Genomic DNA, 23,302 nt, shown 5'->3' on the forward strand with positions numbered 1-23,302 from the left:
AGGGTGCGTCGACGCATGAGCATGCGTCCGATCAAGACGTGGTCGTACCCCGGCAACCTCCTCGACGCCCTGGTCGATACCCGACGCGTGGTCGCGGGGGTCGAGCTGCCCCTGCCGACGCCCGGCGTCGAGGAGGCGCGCGAGACCATCCGGCGCACCCTCGACCAGCTGGATCACCACCTCATCCCGCGCGTGCGCGAGGAGGCCTCTCCCGCGATCGTCGTGGTCGCCGGCTCGACCGGGGCGGGCAAGTCGACCGTGGTCAATGCCCTGGTAGGTGAGCAGCTGACGCCGTCCGGCGTGCTGCGCCCCACGACGCGCATCCCTCATCTCTTCCACCACCCGCTCGACACACAGGTGCTCTCCGACGTCGCCAAGCGCGCGAAGGTGATCGCCACGGAGGCCGTGCCGCGCGGCCTCGCGTTGGTCGACTCGCCGGACCTCGACTCGGTGCGCGGCGAGAATCGCGAGGTCGCGCGCCTGCTGCTCGAGGCCGCCGACCTGTGGATCTTTGTCACGACCGCGGCGCGCTACGGCGATGCCGTGCCGTGGGAGGCGCTGCGCGAGGGGGCCGACCGTGGCGCGTCGATCGCGGTCGTGCTCAACCGCGTGACGGTCGACGTCGCCGCGCAGGTCAGGCGCGAACTCGTCGACCGGCTGACCTCGGAGCACCTCGAGTCGCTGCCGCTGTTCGTGATTCCCGAGGACACCACGCGCCAGGCGACCGTGCCGCGCGACGTCGTGGGCGGCCTGGGGCGCTGGCTCGACTCGGTCGCGGCGGCCTCGGCGACCACGATCGTCGAGCGCACGCTGCGCGGCGCGGCCGAGTCCGTCAAGGAGTGGCTCGAGACGCTCGCCGAGGCGATGGATGACCAGTCCGCGGCCGCGAAGGACGTGCGGTCCGAGGTGCGCCGATGCGCGGCGCAGGTCGAACAGGAGGGCGGCGACCGGTGGTGGGAGGGCATCCCCACCGGAGCGGTCACGACCCGCTGGGCGCAGGCGACCAGCGACGGCGGCGCGCTGTTCCGGCTGCGCTCGACCGCGTGGCACCGTCGCGGCCACGCGCGCGAGCAGCGCGACGCGGTCCTGCTCGCGATCTACGCCGACCTTCTCGAGGCGGTCGAATCCCGGCTGGTGGCGGCGGCATCGTCCGTCTCGGAGGCGATGGAGGAGACGTTGCGGCGCGCGGGCACCGGGGTCGGGCCGTGGCTCGCGGAGCGTCGCGACCCGCGCGACGCGCGCCAGGCCCGCGAGCGGCAGGCCGCGGATGCGGCGCGTCGATGGCTCCACCGGTGCGAGGAGATCGCCCTCGCGCTTCCCGGCGCGGACACGGGCGTGCGCATGGTCGGCGAGCCGGGCCTCACGACGACCCTCGCGAGCGCCGCGCTCGGCGTCGAGCCCGCGCGCACCGCGCTCATGGTGCTCACCTCGCAGGGCGTGGGCGCCGCGGTCGACGAGGCCCGTGCCGAGCTCGCCGCCGCGCGCCGTCACTGCGTCAACCGCGAGGCACTCGACATGATGCGTCCCACCGACATCCCGTCGCTCATGCCCGATGCCTCGGCCAAGATCCGCTTGCGCCGCGCCGAGCTCAGGGGGCTCATGTGAGCGTGAGCTTCGACCACCTTGCGCCGCGCGACGAGTCGGCGGTGCTGCGCGCGAGGGTCGATCGCCTGCGGTCCTCGCTGCACTGGGCCCGCGAGGCGATTCCCCTCGCGGTCAGGGACGAGCTTCACGCGACGGTCGACCGCTGCGAGGAGCGGCTGCGCCTCGGCATCGACTGGACCGTGATCGCTCTCGCGGGGGGGACCGGGTCGGGCAAGTCGACGCTGTTCAACGCGCTCGTGGGCGTGCCGTTCGCGGTGCCGGGTGTGGCGCGACCCACGACCTCGCAGGTGAGCGCCGCGGTGTGGGGGCCCGACGATGCGGGCGCGCTGCTCGACTGGTTGGGGGTGGGCCGCGAGCGGCGACTGCGCCGTGAGGGCGCCGCCGGTGCCGCCGAGGACCCGCAGCTCTCCGGGCTCGTGCTGCTCGACCTGCCCGACCACGACTCGATCAACCCCCACAATCGCGAGCTTGTCGACACGATCATCCCGAGGGTCGACCTGCTCCTGTGGGTGGTGGACCCGCAGAAGTACGCCGATCACGCGATTCACTCGGGCTACCTGCGGGCGGCCTCGGATCACGGCCAGCCGTCGCTCGTAGTGCTCAACCACGTCGACAGGCTCACGACGGAGGACGGTTGGGCCGTGGCCCGCGACCTCCAGCGGCTGCTCGCCGAGGACGGCATGGTCGATGTTCCCGTCATGCCGCTCAGCGCGCGCACGGGCCAGGGCGTCGACGTGCTGAGGGCGGAGCTCGAGGGCGCGGTGCAGGCGCGGTCCGTGGCCGCCGATGCGGTGGCGGCCGACCTTGTCGAGGCAGGGCGCACGCTCGAGCGGGCGCTCGCGCGCGACGCCGACCCCGTCCTGCCCGATGTGCAGGAGCTGGTCGCCGCGCTCACCGCCGCCGCGGGCGTCGACGCGCGTGCCGAGGCCGCCGCCGCGGTGGTCGCCGGCCGGGGCACGACAGTGCCGGAGCCCACGCCCCTGCGCCGCGACGTCGTCGAGCGCGAACGCCTCGACTGGGTGGATGCCGCGTCCGAGGGGCTGCCCGTCACCTGGCGGATCGTGATCGGGGACGCCGTCGCGCCGGCGGACGAGCTCACGGAGCGCATCGATGCGGCGCTGTCCGACGTCGAGTGGCCGCCCGTCGCGCCCCACCGGTCGCTGTGGCGACGGCGAGCGCGCGCCGCGGCGCTGCGCAGGGAGATGATCGCGAGCGCCCACGCGGCCGTGCGTGGTGCGATCGAGCCGCTCGTGGTGCACCCCACGGCACTCATTCATCAGGCCTATCGCAACCTCGACGAGCTCACCGTCATTGCGCGTGCCGAGGCACCCGACAGGCGCGACGCCGCCGAGTGAATCTCTCGTGAACGGCCCGCGCTCCGTTCACTCGTGGGTCACCCGGGCAATGCCGGGACGATGCCGCGCGTTCCTGATGCGCACGTACGGCGCGTAGTTCCCTCCCTCACCGGCGGCGCCGGTCCCCTCGCGGGGGCCGGCGCCGCCGTCGTGCGTGGCGATGTCCCCAGCCCCGACACCGGACGATGCCGTCCACGAGTTGGCGCGCGGGTCGCGCTCCGCGTCGAACACCTGGCGACGCTGGAGGGGCGCGCACGGTGCGCCACCAGGGAGGAAGACATGAACGAACTCACGATCACGGCTACGGGGTGGGCGGCCACCGACGTGCGGCTGACGCTGGGACAGGGGGGACTCGCGATCGCGTCGTTCCGCCTTGCCACGACGCCGCGCTTCTACGACCGCGAACGCGGGCAGTGGGTCGACGGAACCACAGAGTGGTTCACGGTGCGACTGTTCCGCGGGGCCGCGCTGACGGTCGAGAAGTCGATCACCAAGGGGCAGCCCGTGGTGGTCACGGGACGGCTGCGCACCAGCAGGTGGGAGGCCAAGGAGGGCCCGCGCACGGACCTCATCATCGACGCCACGGCGGTGGGTCCGGACTGCACGCGGGGCACCGCGACCTTCACGAGGGCGACGGGAGACCCGGCGCTCACGGAGGCCGACACGACCGCGGCCGCGGCGGCGTTGGCGGCGGCGCGCGAGAGCGAGCCGTCCGGCGAGGTTGAGTCGTACGAGCTCGCCGAGGGCCCCGACGAGGAGCCCGCGGTCGAGGACGCAGACGAGCACTCCGACGAGCACTCCGACGAGCACTCCGTCGACACCGCCGAGGCGCTCGTGGGCCACTGAGCATGGCGTCCGCGCCGCCCCTGCCGGGCATCGTCCTCGCGTAGGCTAGGGGCGGCATGCGGGCGCCTCGCGCCCGCTCAGGACGAGTTGACGGAGCACCAGTGGCAGAGTTCATCTACACCATGCAGAAGGCGCGCAAGGCGCACGGCGACAAGGTCATCCTCGATGACGTGACGATGGCGTTCTACCCTGGCGCGAAGATCGGCGTGGTGGGACCCAACGGCGCGGGCAAGTCGACGATCCTCAAGATCATGGCCGGCATCGAGGAGCCGTCCAACGGCGAGGCGCGGCTGAGCCCCGGCTACTCGGTGGGCATCCTGCTCCAGGAGCCCCCTCTCAACGAGGACAAGGACGTGATCGGCAACATCCGCGAGGGTGTCGGCGAGATCCACGCGAAGCTCGAGCGGTTCAACGCGATCTCCGAGGAGATGGCGAGCCCCGACGCGGACTTCGACACGCTGCTCGCGGAGATGGGCACCCTGCAGGAGGAGCTGGACCACGCCGACGCGTGGGACCTCGACTCTCAGCTCGAGCAGGCGATGGACGCGCTGCGCTGCCCGCCGCCGGACGCGGACGTCAGCGTGCTGTCCGGCGGTGAGCGCCGTCGCGTCGCGCTGTGCAAGCTGCTCCTCGAGAAGCCCGACCTGCTGCTCCTCGACGAGCCCACCAACCACCTTGACGCCGAGTCCGTGCTGTGGCTCGAGCAGCACCTCGCCAAGTACCCCGGCGCCGTGTTGGCCGTCACCCACGACCGCTACTTCCTCGACCACGTCGCGCAGTGGATCTGCGAGGTCGACCGGGGCCGCCTATACCCGTACGAGGGCAACTACTCGACCTACCTCGAGAAGAAGCAGGAGCGCCTGCAGGTGCAGGGCAAGAAGGACGCCAAGCTGGCAAAGCGCCTCAAGGACGAGCTCGAGTGGGTGCGCTCGAACGCGAAGGGGCGCCAGACCAAGTCGAAGGCGCGACTTGCGCGCTATGAGGAGATGGCGGCCGAGGCCGACCGGACCAGGAAGCTCGACTTCGAGGAGATCCAGATCCCGCCGGGCCCGCGCCTGGGATCCGTGGTCATCGAGGCCAAGGACCTCAACAAGGGATTCGGCGACCGCACGCTCATCGATGGGCTGTCCTTCACGCTGCCGCGCAACGGCATCGTCGGCGTGATCGGCCCCAACGGCGTGGGTAAGACCACGCTCTTCAAGACCATCGTGGGCCTCGAGCCGCTCGACGGTGGCGAGCTCAAGGTCGGCGAGACCGTCAAGATCTCGTATGTCGACCAGAGCCGTGGCGGGATTGATCCCAAGAAGTCGCTGTGGGAGGTCGTCTCCGACGGACTCGACTACATCAACGTGGGCAAGGTCGAGATGCCGTCGCGCGCGTACGTGAGCGCATTCGGATTCAAGGGCCCCGACCAGCAGAAGCCCGCCGGCGTGCTCTCGGGCGGCGAGCGCAACCGCCTCAACCTCGCGCTCACGCTCAAGGAGGGCGGCAACGTGCTGCTGCTCGACGAGCCGACCAACGACCTCGACGTCGAGACGCTCGGCTCGCTCGAGAACGCGCTGCTCGAGTTCCCCGGCTGCGCCGTGGTGGTCTCCCACGACCGCTGGTTCCTCGACCGCGTCGCGACCCACATCCTCGCGTACGAGGGCACCGAGGAGAACCCGGGCAATTGGTTCTGGTTCGAGGGCAACTTCGAGTCGTACGAGGCCAACAAGGTCGAGCGGCTCGGGGCCGACGCCGCTCGCCCGCACCGCGTCACGTACCGCAAGCTCACGCGCGACTGACACCCGACTGACGCGCACCGCGACGGCCTCATCCGCAAGCCGGGTGGGGCCGTCGCGCGTCCGCGCTACGGTGAAGGCATGACGCGCATTCACGTCCCGATCACGCTGCGATGGTCCGACCTCGACGCCTACGGCCACGTCAACAATGCCGAGATGCTCCGTCTGCTGGAGGAGGCCCGCATCAGGGTCTTCTGGGCGGACCGCTCGGCGGCGGAGGAGCACGACGTTCCTCACACCGCGCTCATCGCAGGCGGCGTCGACGCCGACACTCTCACCCTCATCGCGGCGCAGCAGATCGAGTATCTCGCGCCCATTCCTTACCTGCGCCGCCCCCTCGACGTGCAGCTGTGGATCGGCAGGCTCGGAGGGGCGAGCATCGAGATCTGCTACGAGGTGTGGTCGCCGCAAGGCTCGGACGTGCCGGTGCTGTTCGCGAAGGCGACCACGACGCTCGTGCTCATCGACGCCGCGACGCAGCAGCCTCGTCGGCTCACCGACTCCGAGCGCGACGTGTGGAGCGCGCACCTCGACGCGCCCGTGACCTTCCGCAAGCGCTGACGCCACACGCGCGAACGCGCCGGCCGCCCGTGGGGGCGGCCGGCGCGTTCGCGGTGGGGGAGGACCCTATGCGGTGAGCGAGTCGACCCACTCCTGGTTGTCGGCGATGAAGGCATCGACGATCGCGGGGTAGTCGTCCTCGGAGTCAGCCGTGAGGATCTGGTTCTCGAGGTCGTACAGGAGCTCGGCGTCCATCGAGAAGCCCGCGAGCCAGCCCTCGACCTCGGGGAACTCGTCGGCGAAGCCGGTGCGCGAGTACGTCACGATCTCCTCGGCATCGCCCAGCGTGCCCTCGGGGTCCTCGAGGTTCTTGAGGTCGTACGCGCCGTACGCCCAGTGGGGCTCCCACAGCGTCACGACGATGTTCTCGCCGTCCGCCATCGCGGAGTCGAGCTCGGCGAGCATCGCGGGGGTCGACGAGGTCAGGAAGTCCATGCCCTCGAGCCCGTACACGGGGATCGCGCCCTCGACCGCCGCGGTGAGCTCCGGGCTCGATGCCGACGATGCGGCCGCCGAAGGCGTCCGCGTTCGCGGCGAGCTCGTCGAGGGAGTCGATCGGCGCATCGGCGTTCACCGCGACCGTGAGGGCCGCGCTGTCGAACCACGAGCCCACCTCGACGATGTCGTCGCCGAACTGGTCGAGGTAGGACGCGTGGGTCACGGGCAGCCACACGTCGGTGACGAGGTCGTAGTCGCCGTCGGCGAGTGCCTGGAAGGTGACGGCGGGGTCCGCGTACTCGAGGGTGACGTCGTAGCCCTTGTCCTCGAGGATGGCCTCCCACAGCAGCGACGAGGCGACCGACTCGTCCCAACCGTTGAAGACGCCGAAGGTGATCTCGCCGCCCGCGGCGGGCGCGGCGTCGGCGGACGAGTCGGGTGCGTCGCCCGAGTCGGCCGACGAGCAGCCGGCGAGGACCAGCCCCGCGGTGGCGGCCAGGGCGAGGGGCGCGATGGAGCGCACGTTCATGATGAGTGTTCCTTTCCCGGCGAGGGGAGTCTCCCCCCGTCGTGAGCACCGTTCGCCCATCGGTCGGGGCGGGGTGCGCGCGATCGGAGTCCGACCGCGAGGTCTGTGGTGGTGTGGCAGGCGCCGTCAGCGGCCGGGGTTGCGGCGGTTGCCGGAGTTCTCCGCGAGGATCCGCTCGGTGTCCTTGCCCTGGGTCTGCGTGACGGGGGAGGCCCGCAGCACGGTGCCGCGCAGCCGCGTGAGGAGGCCCGCTCCGCGCTTCTGCCCGAAGGCGCCGGTGAAGCGGTCCAGCACCACGGCGAGGATGACGACGGAGATTCCGGCCTCGGCGCCAATCGCGATGTCGAGGGCGCTGACGGCCCTGGTGACGTCGCCTCCGAGGCCGCGCGCGCCGACCATGCCGGCGATGACCACCATCGATAGCGACAGCATGATGACCTGGTTGACGCCGGCCATGATGGACGGCATCGCGAGGGGCAGCTGAATCTGGCGCAGGATGCGCCGCGGCGAGGCGCCGAAGGCCTGACCGGCCTCGACCACCTCCTTGTCAACGCCGCGGATCCCCAACTCCGTCAGGCGCACACCGGGGGCGATCGCGAAGAGCACGGTGGCGAAGATGCCGGGGGCGACGCCGACTCCGAAGAAGGCGATCGCGGGGATGAGGTAGACGAAGGCGGGCATCGTCTGGAGGAAGTCCATGACGGGTTTCACGACCGCGGACACGTGCGGGCTGCGCGCCGCCCAGATGCCCAGCGGGATGCCCATCGCCAGCGCCAGCGCCGCCGCGACGAGCACGAGCGACAGCGAGTCCATCGCGTTGTCCCACTGATCGACGCCGATGATGAAGGTGAGGCCAGCGGCCGTGCCGACCGCGAACTTCCAGCCTCGCGCGAAGAGCGCCGCGAGGGACAGGACCGCGATCACGGCGATTGCGGGCGGGGAGGAGAAGACCCAGTTGACGGCGTCGTACATGCCGGTCCACAGGTCGCCGAGGAAGCCGAGGAGCCAGTCGAGGTTGTCCTCGATCCAGTCCGTGCCGGTCTCGATCCAGGAGCCAAAGGGGATGCGCAGGTCCATTACCGCACCTCCGTCGTGGTGAGCGAACGGGAGTCGGCCGCGGCCTCGAGCGCCCGGTCGACCACCTCCGTGGGCAAGGGATCGGGCCGTGCGGCCGCTTGCGCCGCGGCATCGGGCTCTCCGCCGAGCGTGGCGAGGAGGGTCACGCGCGGGATCACGCCCACGAGGCGGCCCTTGTCGTCCTGCACGCCCAGCGGCAGCTGCGCCTCGAGGGCGGGGATGAAGAGGTCGGACAGCGCGGTGTCGCTTGGCACGGCGCCGTGGTCGCGGCGAATGATCGTGGCAAGGTCGCGCTCGCCCCTGCGCACCAGGTCGAGAGCATCGCGGTCGCTCACCCAGCCCACGAGGCTGCGGTCACGCTGGGTGACGTAGACCGCGCTCAGCTGCTCGTCGCGCATGATCGTGAGCGCGCCGTGGGGTCCGGCGGAAGGGTGGACCACGGCGCGCGGCTTGCGCATGACCGACTCGGCGGTGAGCACCCGCGTGCGGTCGACGTCGGCCACGAACTGCTCGACGTAGGCGTTGGCGGGGTCGGTGAGGATGTCCTCGGGGGTGCCGATCTGGACGATCCTGCCGTCGCGCATGACCGCGATCCGGTCGCCAAGAAACATCGCCTCGTTGAGGTCGTGCGTGATGAACACGATGGTCTTGCCCAGGGTCGCCTGCAGGTCGACCAGCTGCTCCTGCATCTCGCGGCGGATGAGGGGATCGAGCGCGGAGAAGGCCTCATCCATGAGGAGCACGTCGGTGTCCGCGGCGAGGGCGCGCGCGAGACCCACGCGCTGCTGCATTCCGCCCGACAGCTGGTGGGGGTGCTTGTCCTCCCAGCCGGCGAGGCCGACGATCTCGGTGATCTCGCGCGCCCGTTCCTCGCGCTCGGCACGCGCCACGCCCTGGATCTCGAGCCCGTAGGCGACGTTGTCGAGCACCGTGCGGTGGGGGAGGAGCGCAAAGTGCTGGAAGACCATCGAGATGCGCTCGCGGCGCACGGCGCGCAGCCGCTTGGGGGTGATGCCCGTGATGCGCTCGCCTCCGACCGTGACCGTGCCCGCGGTGGGCTCGAGGAGCCCGTTGAGGGTGCGGATGAGGGTCGACTTGCCGGATCCCGACAGGCCCATCACCACGAAGATCTCGCCGCGCTTGACCTCGAAGGAGGCGTCGATGACCGCGGCGGTGGTGCCGGGCGGAAGCTGCTCGCGGGGGGTGCCGCGATGCAGCGCGATCACCGCATCGTCGGCGTGGCGTCCGAAGACCTTGTACAGGCCGTCGACCGTCAGTGCTGTCGTCTCGTCGTTCACGTGTCCTCTGCTCCTGGAGCTCAGGCTCCGGTGTGCGCGAAAGACCTCGGCTAGCGAGGGGACTCGCAGCCGTCGGACGGCAATCACGGGCCCGCCGGGCGGCGCCGTGTGGCACCGCTACTAGCGCTCAGGCACGCCCGGGTGGGCGACGCCACGAGGCCTTTGGCTGGTCGATGGCGCCCTCCGGGCGACGGGCCGTGCAGGCCCACGCACCCCGGGAGGGCGGCGTTACGACCGTACCAACGTCACACGTCCGCTTTCATTCCGCAAGGACAAATGTTTACCAAATTGAGATAAACGGCAGGCGGCCGATGCGCGGCCCCCCAGGCGGCATCGTCCCTGCTAGGCGGGCGGGAAGGGGAGGCGAATCATCCCCTCCTGGGAGGCGGAGGCGACGAGCCTCCCGTCCTCGGAGAACACCCACGTGCCGGTGAGCCCGCGCCCGCCCTGTGCCGTCGGGGCGTCCTGAACGAAGAGCAGCCACTCGTCGGCGCGGGCGGGGCGGTGCCACCACATGGCGTGGTCGAGGCTCGCGAACGAGATGTCGGGAGTCACCCACGAGGCGCCGTGGCGGCGCAACAGCGGCTCGAGCATCACCTGGTCCGAGCCGAAGGCAAGGAGGGCGCGATGAAGCACGTCGGGACCCTCGATCGGGCCGCGGGTGCGCATCCACGCGGTCTGGTAGGGCTGGGGCCGCTTGTCGGGGCCAAGGAACAGCGAGCCCTCGACGTGGCGCACGTCGAAGGGCGCCTGGGTGAGCCAGAAGTCGGCGAGGGGGTGTCCCGCAAACGGCGCGAGCACCTCGACGCCCGACGTCACCGTGTCCGGACCGGGGACCTCGGGCATCGCGACCGCGTGCTCGGGCCCCTCCTGCTCGATCTGGAAGGACGCGATCATCGACAGGATGGGGCGGCCGTCCTGGAGCGCGTGCGTGCGCCTGGCCGAGAACGACCTCCCGTCGCGCAGCACCTCGACCTCGAACTGGATGGGACGGGAGGCGTCGCCCGCCCTGAGGAAGTAGCCGTGCAGCGAATGCGCGAAGCGGTCCTCGGTCACCGTGGCGCCCGCGGCCAGCAGGGCCTGGGCGAGCACCTGGCCGCCGAACACGCGTCCGCCCGGCATCGGCAGGGAGTCGCCCTCGAAGCGGGTCTCGGACTCGCGACGCAGGGTGAGCGCGGACAGCCCCGCCGTCACGGCCTGCGATCCCCAGGTGTCCTCAAACGCGGTCATCGGTCCTCCTCGGTGGGCTCGAATGAGTTGACCATCGAGTGCGCGGCGCGCTCGAGGTAGTCCATCAGCGTGACGGCGTGCAGCGGCGCGAGATTCTGGCGCGCGACCGCCTCGCGCATGTGGGCGATCCACCGGTCGCGAGCGTCCGGGTTGACGCGGAATGGCTGGTGACGCATGCGCAGGCGCGGGTGGCCGCGCCGGTCCGAGTACGTGGTGGGTCCACCCCAGTACTGCTCGAGGAAGAGCGTGAGGCGCTCGATCGCGCCCTCCATGTCGTGTTCCGGATACATGGGGCGCAGCACGGGGTCCGCCGCCACGCCCTCGTAGAACGCTCGCACGATCGCGTCGAACGTGGCGTGGCCACCCACGGCCTCGAAGAAACTCTGGCCCTCCGCCTGCGTGGGGCCGTCGCCCACGCTCATGCCCGGCGTGCTCACTCGTCGCCTCCCTCGTGCGCGTCATGTCCCCCGTGCGCGCGCGGGCGGCGCGGGGGAGTGTCGACCACCATGGCCTCTCCAGGCACGGCTAGCTCGATGCCGCGCTCGTCGAAGATGCGCCGCATCTCTCGGCGAATCTCGCGCATGATGTCCCACTGGGTCGCGGGGTTGACCTGGACGAGGAGGCGCAGCATCACCGCGTTGAACTCGAGCGACTCAATGCCGGCGACGTCGGGCTCCGACAGCACGTTCGAGGCCACCATCTCGGAGCCGGCCTTCGCGGCCTCGACCGCGTCGATCATGGCCTGGCGCGCGGCCTCGACGTCCGTGTCGTACGCGAGTCGCGCCTCGACCACCGCGCGCGACCACATGCGCGTCATGTTGCCCACGCGCCGGATCTCGCCGTTGGGGATGTACCAGACGGTGCCGTCGAGCGAACGCAGCCGGGTCGAGCGCAGGCCTACCTCCTCGACCGAGCCGGTGGCCTCGCCCAGGTCGACCACGTCGCCCACGCCGTACTGGTCTTCGATGAGCATGAACATGCCGCTCAGCACGTCCTTGACCAGCGACTGGGCGCCAAAGCCCAGTGCGACACCCACGACACCCGCCGACGCGAGCATCGGCCCCACCGGCACCCCGAGCGTGGTCAGCAGGGTCGTCAGCGCGATCGCGATGAGCACCACCGCGAGTGCCGACTCGAGGACCCGCTGGAGAGTGCGCGCGCGCTTCCTGCGGCGCTCGGCCTCGAGGCGCATCTCGACAGTGTCGGGCTGTGCGATCGGAATCTTGGCCTTCGATAGCGCCCTGCGCGTGCGCGCGTCCTGCAGCGGGGCGCCGCGCTCGATGCCCAGCGTGACGCCGCGAATGAGCGCGCGACCCACGAACCACAACACCACCAACACCACCAGCACCACCCCGAGCGTGAGCGCGGCAGACGGCAGCCTGTCGACCCACTCGGCAAGCACCTCGCGACTGTCCTCGAGTTGCTGTTCCGCCGTGGAGGGGCTGGGCGTGGGGGTCGACGAGCGCGTGACCGGGGCGAGTGCGGCAAAGGGAGTCACGAAGACAGAGTAACGAGCGCGCGGCGCTCGCCCCTGACGCCCGCGCTTCTGGCAGGATTGAGCCGTGATCGAAGCGCCCGAAGTCGAGCGCGAGACTCCATCGGAGGCCCTCGCCGCGCTCGCTCGCGCGTGCGGGGTGTCCGTGGAGTACTACGCCATCGACGGAACCCTTGTCCACTGCTCCGCCGCGGCGATTCGCGCCGCCCTTACCGCGATGGGACTCGACGCGTCGTCGGACGCCGCATGCGCGCGTTCCCTCGATGCTCTCGAGGATCAGGAATGGCTGCGGCTCGTGCCACCGGTCACGGTGGTGACGGCGGGCCAGGAGCGCACCTTCCCCGTGCACGTGATCGACGGCGACCCCGTCGAGGTCGCCTTGCGGCTCGAGTCGGGCGAGGTGCGCAGCGCCCCGCAGGTGGACGCGTGGGTGCCTCCCCGCACCGTGGGCAACCAGACGATGGGCCGGGCCACGTTCTCGATCCCCGCGGACCTGCCGCTCGGTTGGCACCGCGTCGAGGCGACGACCAACGGCCGGCGCGGCCGCGGCTACGTGGTGGTGACGCCCGAGCGGGTGTCGCTTCCCTCCGAGGTCCGCGAGAAGCGGCCGTGGGGCCTCACCGTCCAGCTGTACTCGCTGCGCTCGGAGCGCTCGTGGGGGATCGGGGACCTCGCCGACCTCGCCGACCTGTGCGCGCTGGGCAAGGCCCGCGGCGATGCGGACTTTGTGCTCATCAACCCGCTGCACGCGACCGAGCCGGTGGCCCCGCTGACCAACTCGCCGTACCTGCCCACGTCCAAGCGCTTCATGTCGCCGCTGTACATCCGCGTCGAGGACATTCCGGAGGTCGCCTACCTGCCGTCGCAGCAGCGCGCGCTGCTGGCGTGGGAGGCGGAGCGACCGCAGCGCCTCAACGACTCCGACGACCTCTTGGACCGCGACTCGATCTGGCGGCTCAAGTCCGCCGCGCTCGAGGAGGTATTCCGCGCGCCGCGCTCCGCGGGACGTGACGCGTTGTTCGAGGCGTTCTGCCTGCGCGAGGGCGCCGCCCTCGAGGACTTCGCGACCTGGTGCGCGATCGCGGAGGCGCATCGCGGGTTGCCGTGGCCCGCCGAGTTCGACTCGCCGACATCCTCCGCGGTCGCCGCGTGGCGCGACGAGAACGCCGAGCGAGTGCTCTATCACGCGTGGCTGCAGTGGATCTGCGACGAGCAGCTCGAGCGCGCGCAGTCCGCCGCGACGCGCGCTGGCATGAGCATCGGCGTGATGATCGACCTTGCGGTCGGCGTGCATCCCGAGGGTGCTGACGCGTGGTCGTATCAGCGCGTCTTGGCCCAGGGCATGAGCATGGGCGCGCCGCCGGACTTCTACAACGCACTCGGCCAGGACTGGTCGATCCCGCCGTGGCAGCCGCGCGCCCTCGAGGCCGCGGCCTATCTTCCGTTCCGCGATCTGGTGCGCGCGGCGGTGCGCAACGCTGGGGCGCTACGGATCGACCACGTGTTGGGCATGTTCCGCCAGTGGTGGGTGCCGGCCGGGCACATCCCCGTCGACGGCGTGTACGTGTATGTCGACCACGAGGCCTACATGGGCATCATCGCGCTCGAGGCCGAGCGTGCCGGGGCCGTCGTGATCGGCGAGGACCTGGGCACCGTCGAGCCGTGGGTGCGCGAGTACCTGCACTCGCGCGGCATCCTGGGCACCTCGATCGCGTGGTTCGAGCGCCACGACGACGGCGCCCCCCGCGTGCCGGAGGACTACCGTGCGGACACTCTCGCGGCGGTCACCACTCACGACCTTCCACCCACGGGCGCGTACCTCGCGGGCGAGCACGTGCGGCTGCGCGCGGAGCTGGGGATGCTCGGCGACGGCAGCATCGAGGACGCGCAGGCCGAGGCGGCGCGCGAGCGTCAGGCCTTCATCGACATCATGCTTGAGCGCGGCTGGATCCTGCCGGACTACAACGAGGAAGACCTCATTGCGGGCCTCCACCGATGGGTGCTCAACAGCCCCGCGCTGCTCACGGGCATCGCCGTGACCGATGCCGTGGGCGAGCGCCGTGCGCAGAACATGCCCGGTACGGACACCGAGTACCCCAACTGGTGCATCCCCGTCACGGACGGCAACGGCGTGCCGGTGCTCCTCGACGACCTCTTCGAGCACCCGCGCGTGCGCCGCCTGTTCCGGGCGATCAAGGCGGCGCGCGCCTAGCGGATTCCCTCCGTGGTGGCCGCGCCGGGCTGCGCGGCCATGCGGCTGACGGCCTGGGCGACCTGCGCGCGGTGAATGTGATCGAGTCCCTCGACCACCGCCTTGCGCAGCACGCTCGGGGCGTCGGCGTTCGCCGCCAGCCAGGCGGTCACTCGCGCGGCGAGGTCGTCGACGCGGCCCGTGAGCTGGACGGGGAACACGTGTTTGACCACGCGCGCGCCCACGAATCCGGCGTTCGCGTCGTAGTACTCGCGCAACGAGCCCAGGAGGTCGTCGAGCACCGGGACCAGGACGCCCGGATCGATCGCGCGGGTGAAGCCGGCGGCGAGCTCGAACTGGACGGCGTTGGCCGCCGGTCCGTTGGCCGGTCGTACCAGCGCGTCCCACGCAGCCTGCTTCGCGGCGGGGCTTGCGAGCGAGGCACGCACCCCCGCGGCGCGGCGTTCGCCCGCTGCGCTGACGTCACGCGCAGCGTACGCGTCGAGTTCGTCGGACGTGAGGCCGCCGCATGCGGCCATCCCACCGAGGAGGTCCCACAGCAGGTCCGAGTCGACGGGCAGCCCCGGCAGCTCGGCGCTCGCCTCGACGAGCGCGCGCAGCCTCAGCCCCTGGTCCTCTGTGGCCGCGAGCAGCGCGTAGCCCTTGAGCAGCTGGAGCTGGATGTCGGAGCCCGGTTCCGCCGCCGCAAGCGCGGACCACAGCGACTCGGCGGCGGACTCGGAGACGGTCGCCAGCAACTCGGGAGCGAGATAGCGACGCAGCGCGACGACCATGAGCGCGACGTGCGACTCCGCGGTCGCCGAGTTCGCGACGCGCGGCAGCAGCGTGAGCACCGCGTCGACGTAGCGCTGGGCCGGTAGTGAGCCGTCGCGGGTCATGTGCCACAGCGCGTCGAGGACGCCGGCCTGGACCATGGGGTCCTCGATCGCGCCCCCGTACGCGTCGAGCGTCGCGAGCGAGTGCTCGTCGAGGTGCACCTTCGCATACGTGAGGTCGCGATCGTTGACCAGCAGGAGGTCGGGCACCGCGCGGCCCTTGGCCTCGTCGATCTCCGTCAGCTCGCCGCCGACCGTGGTGGGCAGCGTCCAGGCGCGGCGCGGGACGCCATCGGTCACCTCGTAGCCCGCGATCTCCACACGGTGGGGACGATGGACGGGGTACTCGGCCGGCACGTCCTCGGCGACCGCGAGGCGGGAGATGACCCCCGCATCGTCCGTCGCGACCACGGCGCGCAGGGTCGTGACACCGGGGGTCTCGAGCCAGACGCTGGCCCACTCGTCGAGTGGGCGCTGCGCGGCGGCCTCGACCTCGGCGAGGAACTCCGCGAGAGTCGCGTTGGAGTGGTGATAGCGCTCGAGGTAGGTCGCGACGCCGCCGAAGAAGGCATTCTCGCCCACGTAGCGCGCGAGCTGCTTGAGCGCGGACGCACCCTTCGCGTACGTGATCATGTCGAAGGCCGACACCGTTGCCTCGGTGTCGGGGACCTCGGTGACGATCGCGTGCGTGGTGGGCAGCTGGTCCTGCACGTACGCGATCGACTTGCGGTCGGCCGCGAACGTGACCCACGAGTCCTTCCACTGAGTGACCTCGGCCGCGGCCCACGTGCCGATGAACTCGGCGAAGGACTCGTTGAGCCAGAGGTCGTCCCACCACTTCATCGTGACGAGGTTCCCGAACCACATGTGCGCGAGCTCGTGGAGGACCACCACGGTCCGCTCCTCGAGCTCCGCCGCGGAGGCACGCCCGCGGTAGAGGAGCCTGTCCTCGGACAGCGTCACGCAGCCGATGTTCTCCATCGCTCCCAGGTTGTACTGCGGCACGTAGATCTGGTCGTACTTGTCGTACGGGTAGGGGGTGCGGAACACCCGCTCATAGAGCTCGAGTCCCGCCTGGGTGTCGGCGAGGACGCGATCACCGTCGAAGTGCTGCTCGAGCGACGGGCGGCCGTAGACGCGCGCGGGGATGTCGCCCGCGGTGCCGTGCAGGACGCCCTCGTGGAACGCGTACGGGCCCGCGACCACGGCGGCGCCGTAGCAGGGGATCGGCACGGTCGCGGCGAAGGTCCAGCGCGAGCGCCCGCGCCGCGTGCCCGCGATGTCGACGGTGCCGTCGAGCGGCGCGGGGGCCGGGGTGGGGGAGTTCGAGACGACCACCCAGTGGTCGGGCACGGTCACGTCGAAGCTGAAGGATCCCTTGATGTCCGGCTGGTCGAAGCACGCGAACGCGCCCCTGGCGTCGTTGGCCGCGAACTGGCTGTAGAGATAGACCTCCCCATCGGCGGGGTCGACGAACCGGTGGATGGCCTGGCCGTCGTTTCGATACGCGAAGTCGCCCGCGATGCGCAGAGAATTGTGCGCAGCGAGTCCCGCGAGGACGATGCGTCCCTCGCGATGGCCGGCGGGGTCCAGCGGGGCGCCGTTCAGCTCGACGAGGTCGATCGTCGCGCCGGTCGCCTCGATGAAGGTCGTCGCGCCGGGAGTCGCGTCGAACGTGACCGTGGTGTCCGAGCGGTAGGTGTCGCCGCCGGTGGTGAAGTCGAGCGTCACGGAGTAGTGGACGTTCGACACGAGGGCGGCGCGGTCCGCCGCCTCCTGCTTCGTGAGGTTCATGCCTGGCATGACCCCAGTCTGGCAGGAGGGGCGGACCGTCGCCGTTCCCGAAGGACCAGGAAGCGGTCCCTAGGCGTCGTACGCGAGGTCGGCGGCCTGCGCCTTGAGCGCGCGCCGCACGCCGTCCTTGCCCTCGACCACGAGCCGCTTGAGGGCATCGTGCGCATCGGCGTTGGCCTCGAGCCAGCCGAACGCCGAGTCCTGCAGGTCGGGAACCCGGCCCGCGAGAGCGACGGGGTAGAGGCCCTCGATGAGGTTGGCGGCGATCTCGTTGGTCTTGGTCTCGTACAGCCTGCGCAGCGCGCCGAAGTACTCGCCGACGAAGGGCTCGAGCAGCGTGTGGTCGTGCGCATGCATGAAGCCTGCGATCGTCTCGTACTGGAGCGCGTTCGGGAGGTCCGTCTCGGCGTTGACCAGAGCGTCGAAGGCCGCGCGCTTCGCCTCCGGGGTGGCGATCGCGGCGCGGGCGTGCGCGGCGCGTCGCTGACCCGAGGCGGTCGCGTCCTTGCTCAGCTGGAGCTCGATCGCGAGGTCGGCCGCGCGGCCCCCTGCGACGAGTGCGATGAGCAGATCCCATGCGAGGTCGGTGTCGACCTCGATGCCGTCGACCTGCAGCTTGCCGTCGAGCAACGCTTGAACCGTGTCGAACTGCGCCTCCGTGTTGGCGAGGCCGGCAAACGCGCGGACGAACTGAAGCTGGCTGTCCGAGCCTGCCTCGGCGGCGAGGGCGAGCGTCCACACCTGGCTTGCGGCCTCGGTCTGGGCGTGGTCCGCGAGCGTCGGGTGTACGTAGAGGCTCAGCGTCGTGGCGAGCTGGCGCAGCAGCACCATCACGGTCGTCGACTCGGTCTCCGCACCCACGTTGCGCAACACCAGGTCGACATACTGCCGCGCCGGCATCTCGGCGTCGCGCGTCATGTCCCACGCCGCCGCGAGCACCATGGAGCGCGCGAGCGGATCGGTGAACTTCGACACGTGCTCGACCGCGGTCGCGAGCGAGGCCTCGTCGAGACGCACCTTCGCGTACGCGAGGTCGCCGTCGTTCACGAGGATGAGGGCGGGGCGGGGACGGCCCACGAGCTCGGGGATCGCCGTGAGTTCGCCGTCGATGTCGACCTCGACGTCGATGACGCGGCGGAGCACCTCGGCCCCCTCGTCGGACACGGCGACGTCGTAGCCGCCGATCCGCAGGCGGTGCGGGCGCAGCGTCGGCCACTCCTCGGGGACCTCCTGGCGGACCGCGAAGGACGTCATGACCCCCGCATCGTCCGTCTCGATCTCCGGCCGCAGGGTCGTGACGCCCGCCTTCTGCAGCCACACGTCCGACCAGCGGGACAGGTCGCGACCCGAGGCCTTCTCGAGCTCGGCGAGGAGGTCGGCGAGCGTCGCATTGGCGTGGTGGTGCTTGCGCATGTACTCGGCGACGCCGGCGAAGAACTGGTCCTGACCCACCCATGCGACCAGCTGGCGCAGCACGGAGGCGCCCTTCGCGTAGGTGATGCCATCGAAGTTCACCTCGACGTCCTCGAGGTCACGGATGTCGGCCATGATCGGGTGGGTCGACGGCAGCTGGTCCTGGCGGTAGGCCCAGGACTTCTCGAGCGCGTTGAACGTCACCCACGAGTTGCGGTACCTCGTGACCTCGGCGGTCGCGAGCGTCGACGCGAACTCGGCGAACGACTCGTTGAGCCACAGGTCGTTCCACCACTTCATCGTCACCAGGTCGCCGAACCACATGTGGGCGAGCTCGTGCAGCACGGTGACCGTGCGGCGCTCGATGCGCGCCTGCGCGGTCTTGGAGCGGAACACGTAGTCCTCGAGGAACGTCACGCAGCCGGCGTTCTCCATCGCGCCCGCGTTGAACTCGGGCACGAAGATCTGGTCGTACTTCTCGAACGGGTACTCGGTCTCGAACTTCTCCTCGTAGAAGGTGAAGCCGGCCTGCGTGTCCGCGAGGATGACGTCGGCGTCGAGGTACTGAGCGAGGGCCTTGCGGCAGTAGACGTTCGCGCTGATCTCGCCCTTGCGCGACGTGATCGTGCCCGGCACCTCGTGGTACGGCCCGGCGACGATCGCCGTGACGTAGCACGGGATGCGCGTCGTGGGGGAGAACTCCCAGCGTGCGACCGGGCGTGCGGTGCCCGCGATGGTGACCTCGCCCTCGGCGGGCGAGGTGGTCGACGGGGAGTTCGACAGCACGTGCCAGTGCGCGGGGGCGGTGACGGTGAAGAGGAACGAGGCCTTGAGGTCGGGCTGCTCGAAGACCGCATAGACGCGACGCGTGTCAGCGACCTCGAACTGCGAGTAGAGGTACACCTCGCCGTCCTCGGGGTCGACGAACCGGTGCAGTCCCTCGCCGGTGTTCATGTAGGCGCAGTCCGCGACCACGGTGAGCTCGTTGTCCGCCTGCAGGTTCGGCAGCGTGATGCGTGAGTCCGCGAAGTGCGTCGCCGGATCGAGCGACTGCCCGTTGAGGGTGATCTCGAGCACGGACGGCGCGATCAGGTCGATGAAGGTGCTCTCTCCCACGGTCGAGGAGAAGCGCACGGTCGTGGTCGAACGGAAGGTGGTGTCCGACGTGGTGAGGTCGAGGTCGACGGTGTAAGTGTCGACGGCGACGATGCTGGCGCGGGCCTCGGCCTCTGCGCGCGTGAGGTTGGTACCTGGCATGGTGGCGATTCTTCCACGCCCGCCGCGTGTTCGCGGCGCTTCTAGACTCGTGCGGTGACCCCCGAGAGCCCGAACGCGGCCCCCGCCCAGGCATCGTCCCGGCGCGGCCTGCGTCACCACCTGGTCGACCTCGCGCCCCTCAAGGCAAGTCCCGCGTTCGCGCGACTGTGGATCGGCGGCGCGATCTCGGGTATCGGCGCGTTCATGACGCAGGTCGCGGTGGGCCTACAGATCTACGAGATCACCGAGTCGACCTTCATGGTGGGGCTGGTGGGAGGAGTGGCGCTCCTGCCCATGATCGTCGCCGGGCTGTGGGGCGGCATGATCGCCGATGTCTTCGACAGGCGGAAGGTGCTCATCGCCGCGTCGCTGGTGGCGTGGGCCGCGACGCTCGGCCTGGTGACGCTGTCCTTCTGGGACCAGCACCTCCAGGGCGCGGGCGGTCACGCGCCGGTGTGGCCGTTTTTCATCGTCACGACGCTGAGCGCGGTCGCCTCGACCATCGCGAGCGCGACCCGAGGCTCCGTGGTGGGCAGGATCCTGCCCGAGGACATGATCAGCCGCGCGACCGCGCTCAACGGGATCGCGTTCGGGGCGATGCTGACCGTGGGACCCGCGCTCGCAGGCGTGCTCGCAGCCACGGTCGGACTGCCCTGGACCTTCGCGATCGACGCGGTGCTGTTCACCGCGGGCTTCCTGGGCGTCTGGATGCTGCCCGCGTTGCCGCGGCTGGGCGAGCGCGTCGAGGCGGGATGGCCCGTCCTCAAGGAGGGACTCACGTTCCTCAGGCACGCGCCGAACATCCGCATGAGCTTCGTGGTCGACATCATCGCGATGACCTTCGGGCGCCCCTACGTGCTGTTTCCCGCGCTCGGCGCGACGGTCGTGGGCGGCGGGCCCCTCACGGTCGGGGCGCTGACCGCGGCGGGGGCGGTGGGGACGATGCTCACGAGCGTGTTCTCGGGCCGCATCAAGCACGTGCGCCGGCACGGCATCGCGATCTCGCGCGCGATCCAGGTCTTCGGCGTCTTCGCGGCGCTGTTTGGCGGGGTGACCCTCGCGGTGAGCCTCGGGGGACACGAACCCGCGCCCGGATGGGGAGGGATTCACTGGGCGACGCTCGTGGTGCTGGGGCTCGCCATGGCGGGGATGGGCGGTGCCGACGAGGTCAGCGCGATCTTCCGGCAGACCATGATCATTCAGGCCGCGCCGGATCAGATGCGCGGGCGACTGCAGGGCGTGTTCATCGTGGTGGTGACGGGCGGTCCGCGCGTGGGCGACATGTATGCCGGCGCGCTCGCGACCGCCGTCGCGCTGTGGTTCCCGCCGCTGCTGGGCGGGGTGGCGATCATCGTGCTGATCGCGATCCTCACCCGCGCGCAGCGCGCGTGGCGCGAGTACGACGCGCACGCGCCTACGCCGTAGGCCCGGGCCCCTGCGGCTAGTTGAGGTACGCCGCGACCTCGCGCGCGACGTCAATTGTGCGTGCACCCATCGCGCCGTTGGTGCCGTGCAGATACGACACCTTGACGAAGTAGTCGCCGACCCCCATGCCGAGCGTGCGATTGCCCGGCAGGAAGTACACGCCAGTCGCGCCCTCGACCTCGGACTCGGAATCGGCAACCTCGCCCACGGCCGCCGCAGCCAGCTCGCGGTGCTCCTCAACGTCGGGGAAGCCCCAGTTGATCTCCACGGTGATCTGCGGGTACGAGATGTTCTCGTCCTTCGGGCGCCAACTGCACAGGTTGCGCCCCTCATTCGAGAGGCTCGAGTTGAAGACCCCGGGGGCCATCTCCGCGCCCGTGATCTCCGCCAAGCGAGCGGCGGAGACTGCGGCGCAGGGATCGGGGGTGCCCGGCGGGGCGGCCTCAACGACCTCGGCCGATGCGGTCGGGGTTGGCGACGCCGTCGTGGCGAGGCCACCTCCGGCAGGGGTGCACGCGGCGAGGACCGCGACGCTCGCCGCGACGAGGGCGACGGTACGGAGGCGAGTGGAGCGCACGCTCATGAACATCCCTTCGATCCCCATGACGCTAGCATTCCGCCGCGGCACGGGTCGCCGTGGGGTCGGCGTCCGTGAACCCGAGCTGTCGCGCCGCCTCGTAGGTCACGATCGCTGCGCAGTTCGACAGGTTGAGCGAGCGCCTGCCCGCGAGCATGGGGATGCGCACGCACGCGGTCACGCGCGGATGCGCCATGGCCTCATCGGGCAGGCCGGTGGGCTCGGGCCCGAACAGCAGGATGTCGTCGGACCGATACTCGAGGTCCGTGTAGACGGTCTGTGCGCGTGCGGTGAAGGCGAACACTCGCGAGGAGGGCATGGATTCCAGCAGTGCGTCGAAGGTGGGGTGCACCGTGACGGTCGCGAGGTCGTGGTAGTCGAGGCCGGCGCGCCTCAGCTTGGGCTCCTCCAACGTGAATCCGAGCGGTTCGATCAGCCGGAGCGGGGCCCCCGTCACCGCGGACAGGCGGATCGCCGCACCCGTGTTCTCGGGGATGCGGGGCTCATAGAAGGCGATCGACGGGAGGGCGACGGGCATGGGTGCAAGTGTCCCATGGCCGTCGCCCTCCCCCTCAGCAGCGCGTCATCCGACGGAGACGCCGTAGGCCGCCAGGAACTCTGCGGCGCCCGCGATGTCCACGCGCTGAAGGCCGTCGAGGTACCTGCAGTTCGACGTGTAGCCATAGCTCGTGACGGCAACCACGTAGCCGTCCTTGAACGTGGGGCCTCCGGAGTCGCCGAAGCAGGTGCCTCCCGTGCCGCGATTGTCGTTGCCGTTGCCGTTAACCTGCAGGATCTGAGGCGTGAGCTTCTGTCCGGGCTCGATCGCGACGCGGCGCACGATCGGATAGGACATGGGTGTGGGAGCCTGCGGACCCTCATCCGGCTTGCGTACCTCGGTTCCGTAGCCGACCGTGGTGAACAGGGTCTTGTTGAGTGTGGGCTGGCGGAACTGGTCGAGGTACCCCACGGGCGCCACCGCGGCGGGTGTGATGTCCTCGATCGGCTCGTCAAGGACCACCACGGCGAAGTCGTTCCAGTTCTTGACGTCCGTGAAGTCGGAGTAGCTGTCGGGCGTGTGCGCCGTGCCCGCGTGCCAGGTGCGACCCTGGGCGTCGAGCTGATCCCCCTGGAATCCGGTCGCGGGATCAGCCTCGGGAAGCCCGCTCGGCGGTTGCTCGGCGATCACGGACTCGAAGGACACGATCGTGTCGCCCACCGTGCCCAGCGTGCAGTGCGCCGCGGTGAGGAGAACATCGGGCGCGACAAGCGTCGCGGTGCAGCGGTAGCGATACACCTCTCCCGTCTCATCTGGCGCGTAGAAGGCGATCATTCCCACGTGGGGATGCCCCTCTCCGTCGAGCGCGCCGTCGGTCACGGCTGACGCGGGAGAGGCGAGCGTCGCGGACAGGCTGACGGCCGCGACGGTGCTCAGGGCGAGAATCCTGCGGTTCATGCGGTTCCTTCCTCGGAGCGCGGGTCCGATCGGGCCCGACGCCGCCACTGGAGGAACACACCGGACAGATCGCGCATCGGGGACATCATGGCTAAACTGCTCGGCGCGCACGGGGCCTAGGCTTCCCTCCATGAGTCA

The 23,302-nt window shown here is 70.6% G+C and carries 18 protein-coding genes and 1 pseudogene; 7 read left to right on the top strand and 12 right to left on the bottom strand.

Annotated features, from left to right (window positions below; translation table 11 throughout):
- The first annotated feature begins 15 nt into the window (after positions 1-15).
- The gene (locus tag ABEA62_RS09350; protein ID WP_286213799.1) at positions 16-1,605 is read left to right on the top strand and encodes a dynamin family protein; all 1,590 of its coding nucleotides are present in this window, start codon (positions 16-18) and stop codon (positions 1,603-1,605) included.
- Positions 1,602-2,960 (top strand): GTPase, encoded by a 1,359-nt coding sequence (locus ABEA62_RS09355; RefSeq protein ID WP_345379783.1) that lies wholly within the window; start codon positions 1,602-1,604, stop codon positions 2,958-2,960. The genes ABEA62_RS09350 and ABEA62_RS09355 overlap by 4 nt, the downstream gene beginning before the upstream one ends.
- 27 nt (positions 2,961-2,987) lie before the next feature.
- On the opposite strand, the gene ABEA62_RS09360 is transcribed toward ABEA62_RS09355, so the two are convergent.
- Positions 2,988-3,191 carry a hypothetical protein gene (locus ABEA62_RS09360; RefSeq protein ID WP_345379785.1) on the bottom strand — a complete coding sequence of 68 codons (204 nt, stop codon included), beginning with the start codon at positions 3,189-3,191 and terminating at the stop codon, positions 2,988-2,990.
- A gap of 48 nt (positions 3,192-3,239) precedes the next feature.
- Here ABEA62_RS09360 and ABEA62_RS09365 point away from each other — a divergent pair, with 48 nt between their 5' ends.
- The 3 genes from ABEA62_RS09365 (at position 3,240) to ABEA62_RS09375 (ending at position 6,148) form a co-directional block, all read left to right on the top strand.
- Positions 3,240-3,806, top strand: a complete 567-nt coding sequence (locus ABEA62_RS09365) for a single-stranded DNA-binding protein (RefSeq protein WP_345379787.1) — start codon at positions 3,240-3,242, stop codon at positions 3,804-3,806.
- 101 nt (positions 3,807-3,907) lie between these two features.
- A complete protein-coding gene (ettA, locus tag ABEA62_RS09370) occupies positions 3,908-5,590 on the top strand; it encodes an energy-dependent translational throttle protein EttA (protein ID WP_286213793.1) in 1,683 nt (560 codons plus the stop codon).
- 78 nt (positions 5,591-5,668) lie between these two features.
- On the top strand, positions 5,669-6,148 hold the full coding sequence (locus ABEA62_RS09375; protein WP_286213792.1) for an acyl-CoA thioesterase: 480 nt from the start codon (positions 5,669-5,671) through the stop codon (positions 6,146-6,148).
- 66 nt (positions 6,149-6,214) lie between these two features.
- On the opposite strand, the pseudogene ABEA62_RS12705 reads toward ABEA62_RS09375, so the two are convergent.
- The 6 genes and pseudogenes from ABEA62_RS12705 to ABEA62_RS09410 all read right to left on the bottom strand — a co-directional run bounded on the left by ABEA62_RS12705 (position 6,215) and on the right by ABEA62_RS09410 (position 12,218).
- Positions 6,215-7,175, bottom strand: a pseudogene (locus ABEA62_RS12705) (glycine betaine ABC transporter substrate-binding protein).
- A 66-nt stretch (positions 7,176-7,241) separates the two neighbouring features.
- Complete coding sequence (locus ABEA62_RS09390; protein ID WP_286213788.1) at positions 7,242-8,192, bottom strand: ABC transporter permease; 951 nt, start codon at positions 8,190-8,192, stop codon at positions 7,242-7,244.
- Positions 8,192-9,490, bottom strand: a complete 1,299-nt coding sequence (locus ABEA62_RS09395; protein ID WP_345379793.1) for a quaternary amine ABC transporter ATP-binding protein — start codon at positions 9,488-9,490, stop codon at positions 8,192-8,194. The genes ABEA62_RS09390 and ABEA62_RS09395 overlap by 1 nt, the downstream gene beginning before the upstream one ends.
- A gap of 342 nt (positions 9,491-9,832) precedes the next feature.
- Complete coding sequence (locus ABEA62_RS09400) at positions 9,833-10,720, bottom strand: acyl-CoA thioesterase (RefSeq protein WP_345379795.1); 888 nt, start codon at positions 10,718-10,720, stop codon at positions 9,833-9,835.
- Positions 10,717-11,142 (bottom strand): globin, encoded by a 426-nt coding sequence (locus tag ABEA62_RS09405; protein WP_286216707.1) that lies wholly within the window; start codon positions 11,140-11,142, stop codon positions 10,717-10,719. The genes ABEA62_RS09400 and ABEA62_RS09405 overlap by 4 nt, the downstream gene beginning before the upstream one ends.
- Before the next feature lie 11 nt (positions 11,143-11,153).
- Positions 11,154-12,218 (bottom strand): mechanosensitive ion channel family protein, encoded by a 1,065-nt coding sequence (locus tag ABEA62_RS09410; protein ID WP_345379797.1) that lies wholly within the window; start codon positions 12,216-12,218, stop codon positions 11,154-11,156.
- 64 nt (positions 12,219-12,282) lie between these two features.
- Here ABEA62_RS09410 and malQ point away from each other — a divergent pair, with 64 nt between their 5' ends.
- A complete protein-coding gene (malQ, locus tag ABEA62_RS09415) occupies positions 12,283-14,427 on the top strand; it encodes a 4-alpha-glucanotransferase (RefSeq protein WP_345379799.1) in 2,145 nt (714 codons plus the stop codon).
- Here malQ and pepN (ABEA62_RS09420) read toward each other — a convergent pair.
- Positions 14,424-17,045, bottom strand: coding sequence for an aminopeptidase N (gene pepN / locus ABEA62_RS09420; protein WP_345379801.1), 2,622 nt, complete (start codon positions 17,043-17,045; stop codon positions 14,424-14,426). The genes malQ and pepN (ABEA62_RS09420) overlap by 4 nt on opposite strands.
- Positions 17,046-17,105: 60 nt before the next feature.
- Positions 17,106-19,706, bottom strand: a complete 2,601-nt coding sequence (pepN, locus tag ABEA62_RS09425) for an aminopeptidase N (RefSeq protein WP_286213783.1) — start codon at positions 19,704-19,706, stop codon at positions 17,106-17,108.
- Positions 19,707-19,760: 54 nt separating this feature from the next.
- On the opposite strand from pepN (ABEA62_RS09425), the gene ABEA62_RS09430 reads away from it, so the two are divergent.
- Positions 19,761-21,131: an MFS transporter gene (locus tag ABEA62_RS09430; RefSeq protein WP_286213781.1), complete on the top strand. Its 1,371-nt coding sequence runs from the start codon at positions 19,761-19,763 to the stop codon at positions 21,129-21,131.
- Positions 21,132-21,147: 16 nt separating this feature from the next.
- On the opposite strand, the gene ABEA62_RS09435 is transcribed toward ABEA62_RS09430, so the two are convergent.
- Genes ABEA62_RS09435 through ABEA62_RS09445 form a run of 3 tightly spaced genes read right to left on the bottom strand, consistent with a single transcriptional unit; the run spans position 21,148 to position 23,164 of the window.
- Complete coding sequence (locus tag ABEA62_RS09435; RefSeq protein ID WP_286213780.1) at positions 21,148-21,714, bottom strand: DUF3558 family protein; 567 nt, start codon at positions 21,712-21,714, stop codon at positions 21,148-21,150.
- A 25-nt stretch (positions 21,715-21,739) separates the two neighbouring features.
- Complete coding sequence (locus tag ABEA62_RS09440; protein ID WP_286213778.1) at positions 21,740-22,246, bottom strand: tRNA (cytidine(34)-2'-O)-methyltransferase; 507 nt, start codon at positions 22,244-22,246, stop codon at positions 21,740-21,742.
- Between the two features lie 45 nt (positions 22,247-22,291).
- Positions 22,292-23,164, bottom strand: coding sequence for a trypsin-like serine protease (locus ABEA62_RS09445; protein WP_286216634.1), 873 nt, complete (start codon positions 23,162-23,164; stop codon positions 22,292-22,294).
- Positions 23,165-23,302: the final 138 nt, after the last annotated feature.

The organism is Demequina sediminis (genome assembly GCF_039545075.1).
In the GTDB taxonomy this organism is placed as follows: Bacteria; Actinomycetota; Actinomycetes; order Actinomycetales; family Demequinaceae; genus Demequina; species Demequina sediminis.

Excerpts from the sequence above, each read along its gene's own strand:
- ABEA62_RS09350 (WP_286213799.1), top strand. The coding sequence starts at position 16 with ATGAGCATGCGTCCGATCAAGACGTGGTCGTACCCCGGCAACCTCCTC.
- ABEA62_RS09365 (WP_345379787.1), top strand. The coding sequence starts at position 3,240 with ATGAACGAACTCACGATCACGGCTACGGGGTGGGCGGCCACCGACGTG.
- ABEA62_RS09375 (WP_286213792.1), top strand. The coding sequence starts at position 5,669 with ATGACGCGCATTCACGTCCCGATCACGCTGCGATGGTCCGACCTCGAC.
- ABEA62_RS09390 (WP_286213788.1), bottom strand. The coding sequence starts at position 8,192 with ATGGACCTGCGCATCCCCTTTGGCTCCTGGATCGAGACCGGCACGGAC.
- ABEA62_RS09400 (WP_345379795.1), bottom strand. The coding sequence starts at position 10,720 with ATGACCGCGTTTGAGGACACCTGGGGATCGCAGGCCGTGACGGCGGGG.
- ABEA62_RS09405 (WP_286216707.1), bottom strand. The coding sequence starts at position 11,142 with ATGAGCGTGGGCGACGGCCCCACGCAGGCGGAGGGCCAGAGTTTCTTC.
- pepN (WP_345379801.1), bottom strand. The coding sequence starts at position 17,045 with ATGCCAGGCATGAACCTCACGAAGCAGGAGGCGGCGGACCGCGCCGCC.
- pepN (WP_286213783.1), bottom strand. The coding sequence starts at position 19,706 with ATGCCAGGTACCAACCTCACGCGCGCAGAGGCCGAGGCCCGCGCCAGC.
- ABEA62_RS09435 (WP_286213780.1), bottom strand. The coding sequence starts at position 21,714 with ATGAGCGTGCGCTCCACTCGCCTCCGTACCGTCGCCCTCGTCGCGGCG.
- ABEA62_RS09440 (WP_286213778.1), bottom strand. The coding sequence starts at position 22,246 with ATGCCCGTCGCCCTCCCGTCGATCGCCTTCTATGAGCCCCGCATCCCC.
- ABEA62_RS09445 (WP_286216634.1), bottom strand. The coding sequence starts at position 23,164 with ATGAACCGCAGGATTCTCGCCCTGAGCACCGTCGCGGCCGTCAGCCTG.